Consider the following 207-nt stretch of genomic DNA (forward strand, 5'->3'; position numbering starts at 1 on the left):
ACGGCGGGCCTGCTGGGTCCATTGGCGAGCTGTGTGCCATGAAACCCCCAACTTTGGAGCCACTGCCTGGCACGCGGCTTGCATCGACATATTTTCCGCCAAGATGCGGTCCTCAACGAGACGGACCACGCGGTCCTTCGCATCCTGGTCAAATTTTCTCGGCATATTCCAGATTTTCCCATCTACTCAAACGGAACAAAACCTGGG

1 pseudogene is annotated in these 207 nt (G+C 56.0%); it reads right to left on the bottom strand.

The annotated features are described in order from the left end of the window. Nucleotides 1-199 (bottom strand): annotated as a pseudogene (locus HMPREF2888_RS13235) (hypothetical protein); the annotation flags it as partial. Nucleotides 200-207: the final 8 nt, after the last annotated feature.

Origin of the sequence: Corynebacterium sp. HMSC077D03, from assembly GCF_001808545.1 — a bacterium.
GTDB lineage: Bacteria > Actinomycetota > Actinomycetes > Mycobacteriales > Mycobacteriaceae > Corynebacterium > Corynebacterium simulans.